Annotated in this window: 4 protein-coding genes and 1 tRNA gene; 3 read left to right on the top strand and 2 right to left on the bottom strand. The window is 70.5% G+C overall.

What is annotated here, in order from left to right:
* A partial coding sequence (locus GJ633_RS14235; protein WP_156589343.1) for a S8 family serine peptidase occupies positions 1–488 on the top strand: 488 nt, incomplete at its 5' end.
* A gap of 44 nt (positions 489–532) precedes the next feature.
* Here the strand turns inward: GJ633_RS14235 and GJ633_RS14230 are convergent.
* On the bottom strand, positions 533–1,417 hold the full coding sequence (locus GJ633_RS14230; protein WP_156589342.1) for a hypothetical protein: 885 nt from the start codon (positions 1,415–1,417) through the stop codon (positions 533–535).
* Between the two features lie 192 nt (positions 1,418–1,609).
* Here GJ633_RS14230 and GJ633_RS14225 point away from each other — a divergent pair.
* Positions 1,610–1,683: transfer RNA gene (locus GJ633_RS14225), tRNA-Tyr, on the top strand.
* A 490-nt stretch (positions 1,684–2,173) separates the two neighbouring features.
* Positions 2,174–3,718 (top strand): replication factor C large subunit, encoded by a 1,545-nt coding sequence (locus GJ633_RS14220; RefSeq protein WP_156589341.1) that lies wholly within the window; start codon positions 2,174–2,176, stop codon positions 3,716–3,718.
* Between the two features lie 104 nt (positions 3,719–3,822).
* Here the strand turns inward: GJ633_RS14220 and GJ633_RS14215 are convergent.
* The coding region (locus GJ633_RS14215) for an amino acid ABC transporter permease (RefSeq protein ID WP_156589340.1) at positions 3,823–4,661 on the bottom strand (839 nt) is incomplete at its 5' end.

Genomic DNA, 4,661 nt, shown 5'->3' with positions numbered 1-4,661 from the left:
CGGACGTCGTCGCGCCCGGCGTCGGGATCGTCAGCGCGGCGCCGGACGCGCCGAACGCGTACGTCCGCCGGCAGGGGACGAGCATGGCCGCGCCTCACACGGCCGGGGTCGCGGCGCTCGCGGTCGCGGCGACCGACGGGCGGGCGACCGACGCGACGGTGCAGGCCGCGATCGTCGACACCGCGGTTCACCCTGCGAACGCGACCGCGCCGGACGACCGCTACGGACACGGCGTCGTCGACGCCCCGGCCGCGGTGGCGGCGGCCGTCGAGGCGGCCCCGCCACCCGATCCGGAGCCCACAGCCGACACTCCGAACGGGAACGGCACCGGCTCAGACGGGGGCGATTCCGGTCACGACGCGAACGATTCGGGCTCCGTCGGACCTGGCGAAACCGACGGTCGGGTTCCCGGATTCGGCGCGTCCGTCGCCGTCCCAGCGCTCCTCTCGGCCGCGCTACTCGCGGCGCGTCGGACGGATCGACGGTAAGAGACGTGGGACCGCGGCGGACACGCGGGACTGTAGCGTACGGGTCACTCGGAGAAGTCCGACAGCGACCCGTGCGGATCCCCGTCGTCTACGTCGTTCCCGTCATTTACGTCGCTCCCGTCGTCTACGTCGTTTCCGTCGTTTCCGTCCCTCCCCTCGTTCGTCTCCGGGTCGTCCCACGGGTCCTCGGGATCGACCGGTTCGACGGCGCGGTCGAGTTCCTCGGGCGCGTACTCGCGGTCCTCGTCCAGAATCATCGCGAGCCGCTGCCAGCGCGCGCTCTGGTCGTCTTCGCCCTCGGGGCCGACGCGGGCGCCGTGGGTCTTGAAGAAGCGCGTGCCGCGACCGAGCCGCGATCCGTCGCCCGTGTGGCCGTCGAAGACCGCGTCGAACGCCCCGCCCGGTTTGAGGTCGCCGACGGGGAAGTCGTGGGCGGGCTCCTCGCCCCGCTCGCGCGCCTCGGCGCGGCGCTCGGCGACGGCGCGGAAGTACTCGTCGGCGTTGGGCGCCTCGCGGGTCGAGCGGGCGCGGGCGGCGGCCAGCGCGGCGTGGATCGCACAGATTCGGCCCTCCCACTCGGCGGGTTCCCAGCGCTCCGTGGCGAGCTCCTCGTAGCGCTGGATCAGGAGCGCGACCTCGTCGCCGGCGCGGAGGTCCTCGACGACGTAGAGATTCAGCCGGTCCCAGAGGTTCCACGCGTAGCCGGAGCGGGAGAGCTCCCAGGCGGCCCACGCGGCGACCTCCTCGTCGGAGCGGCGCACCGCCTTCTGGAGGAGGCTGGAGACGACGTACCGGCTGTAGCCGCCGTCGGTCTCGTTCGGTTCCTTCGGCTCGCCGAAGTCGTTCTCGCCGGTCGCCTCCGGCGTCGTGTCGGTCTCGAGGCTGCCGTCCGACCCGAACGTCGCCTGTCTGTCGTCGCCGTCGGCCATACCCCTCGCTCCCGCCGCGACCGACTTAAAAACCGCGCGAGCGGCGCCCGCGTCGCGAAACGGCCGCTGGCGCTCGAAGGCGACGGCGTTTCAGTCGACCGATCGCCGCCCCGAATCCGACTCCGACACGGCGGCGCACACCGCCGCTGAAAGGGAATCCTTAAGTCGAATCCAGCGTCTAAATTGAAGTGACCGCTCTTAGCTCAGCCTGGTAGAGCAGCCGACTGTAGATCGGCTTGCCCCCCGTTCAAATCGGGGAGAGCGGACTTCTTTCCCTGTCGAATCAGCGCCGAGAGGAGCCGCGCTATCGTGTGATTCCCTCTCGCTGCATCCGAGTTGAACAGGTGACCTGACTCGAGGGTGTCACCCAACAGTTCGCATATCATTCTTCGCTCTATCGATTCGCTCAGTACAGGTGAAGGAGTGACCGATTCATGCGGTGGCGTCGCCGGCGGCTCCGCCGCCGGCTGCAAGCGAGAGGTCGTCGGGCGACGCCCGACTGCCAGAGAATCTCCGATTCTCGCTGGACGCGGTGAGCGCTCGGAGAGCGCGAACCGCGAGGCCGGGGAGGCGTGAGGTACGGTTGCTGTGCCGGGATGGAATTCAAAGGACAGTCGTGAGGGCGAAGTACGACGAAGCACGTGAGAGGGGTATCGCGTCATGCATCCGCGAACGAAGTGAGCGGTTCACCGACGTCTCGGCCCCCACGAGTGACGCTCCGCAACCACTAAACGCGGCTCGCTCCTTGCTCCGGTAATGGCCGACTGGACGGAGACGTACCGCCCGAGCACGCTCTCGGAGGTCCGCGGCAACGACAAGGCCCGCGACGCGTTCGCCGAGTGGGCGCGCACGTGGGACGACCACCGCGAGGCGGTCGTCCTCCACGGCAGTCCGGGCGTGGGGAAGACGAGCGCGGCCCACGCGCTGGCGAACGACATGGGGTGGGAGACGGTCGAGCTGAACGCCTCCGACCAGCGCACCGCCGACGTCATCGAGCGGTTCGCGGGACGCGCCGCCCGCAACGCCACCCTCGGCGGGAGCGCGGCCGGCGGCGGCGCGAGCGGCGGCGACACCGCCTCCAGACAGCTCGTCATCCTGGACGAGGCCGACAACATCCACGGCAACTACGACCGCGGGGGCGCGAGCGCCATCACGGAGCTGGTCAAGGAGTCGGGCCAGCCGATCGTCCTCATCGCCAACGACTACTACGACATGTCCCGGGGGCTCCGGAACGCGACCCGGGAGATCGAGTTCCGCGACGTCTCCGCGCGGTCCATCGTCCCCGTCCTCCGGGATGTCTGCCGGAAGGAGGGGATCGAGTTCGAGCCCGACGCCCTCGAACGGATCGCCGAGCGCAACCGCGGCGATCTGCGAGGGGCGATCAACGACCTGCAGGCCGCGGCCGAGGGGCGGGACGCCGTCACCGTCGACGACGTGGTCACCGCCGATCGGGACAAGGCGATGGGGCTTTTCCCCTTCCTCGACGCGGTCCTGAAAGAGGAGTCCGCCGAGGAGGCGCTGCGGTCGGCGTACGCCGTCGACGAGACCCCCGACGACCTGACGAAGTGGATCGAGCACAACCTGCTCGACGTGTACGAACCGGCAGAGGCGGTCCGCGCGTACGACTTCCTCGCGAACGCCGACGTCTGGCTCGGTCGCGTGCGCGCCACGCAGAACTACTCGTACTGGCGGTACGCGACCGACAACGCGGCCGCCGGGGTCGCCGCCGCGCGCGACGGGACGAAGGGCGGGTGGACGCGGTACAGCCGACCGCAGTTCTGGTCGTCCACGGACGCGACCGCCGACGAGGTCGTCGGCCGGATCGCCGCCGAGAGCGGCTGCAGCGTCTCGACAGCCCGCCGCGAGGTGCTGCCGTTCTTGCGGACCGTCACCCACCACTGCAAGCCGCGGGAGCTGACGGTCGCGATGGCGGCCGCGTACGACCTCGACGAGGCCGGCGTCGCCTTCGTCACCGGCTCCGGCGAGTCGACGAACAAGGTCGAGTCGATCGTCGCGGACGCGCAGGCGCGCCGCGACGAGGCGATCGAAGACCACGCCGAGGGCGCCTTCGCCGGCGCGACGCGGACCGCCGACGAGGAGTCGGACGAGACGGACGGAATGGACGACTCGGCGGCCCAGACGGATACGGACGACGGATCGGCGAACGACGACAGACCAGCGAACGACGACGGGTCCGAGACCGTCGGCACGGCGGGAGACGCCGACGGCCGCGAGCAACCGGGCGACGACGGAAGTGAAGACGCAGACGACGGACAGGCGGGGCTGAGCGACTTCGTGTGACCCGGTAGCCTTCGACCGCCGGGCCGGTGGCCGCCGATCCTGGGCTTATCGTCGTCGCAGACAGGACGCTGCGATCGTATGCGGGGTTCCGTCTCCGACGCAGGCTACCGCTCTCGCTTGGCGCCGAGTCCGGGGATCGCCACCCGCTCGTCGACGCCTTCCATCACTTTCGAGGCGGTGAGCACCAGCGCGAGGTATACCGCGCCGGTCACCACGAAGATGAGGGTGTACCGGAACGTCTCGGCGGCGACCTGGTCGGCGCGGTAGTACAGCTCGGGGACCGTGATGAACGCCGCCAGCGACGAGTACTTGATCAGGTAGACGAACTCGTTCGTCCACGAGGGGATCGCGTAGCGGAGCGCCTGCGGGAGCACGACGTGATAGATCGCCTCCAGCTTCGAGAGCCCGATCGCACGCCCCGCGGTGATCTGTCCCTCCCCGACGCTCTCGACGGCGCCGCGGATGTACTCCGCCTGGTAGGCGGCGCCGTTGAGCGTGAAGCCGAGGATGGCGACCCAGACCACGTCGCGCGGGAACACGCCCGAGAGGGCGCCGGGGACGTACGCCGCGAGGTTCAGCCCGTAGTAGAGCACGAACAGCTGTGCCAGAAGCGGCGTGCCGCGCAGCAGCTCGGTGTACGCGAGCGAGAGCCACGCCGTGAACCGGCCGTACACCCGCGCCACCGCGAGCGGGACGGCGATGAAGAAGCCGCAGACGAGGCTCACGCCGGTGATGACGACCGTGAGCCACGTCCCCCGGGCGAGCTCGGGCGTGAGATCGACCACGAACCCGGCGTCGGCCGCGTACGCGGCGAGTCCCGGGACCGCGGCGAGCGCCGCCTCGACGCTGCCGGGCGCGACGAGCGGCTGGCCGACCGGAACGAGGACGCCGCCGAGCCAGCGATTGAGCCAGCTGACCACGAGCCAGCCCCAGAACAGCGCGC

Origin of the sequence: Halorubrum sp. CBA1125 (assembly GCF_009742825.1) — an archaeon.
Lineage (GTDB): Archaea > Halobacteriota > Halobacteria > Halobacteriales > Haloferacaceae > Halorubrum.
Note: the sequence above shows the minus strand (reverse complement) of the source record. Positions and strands in the feature narration are given on the sequence as shown.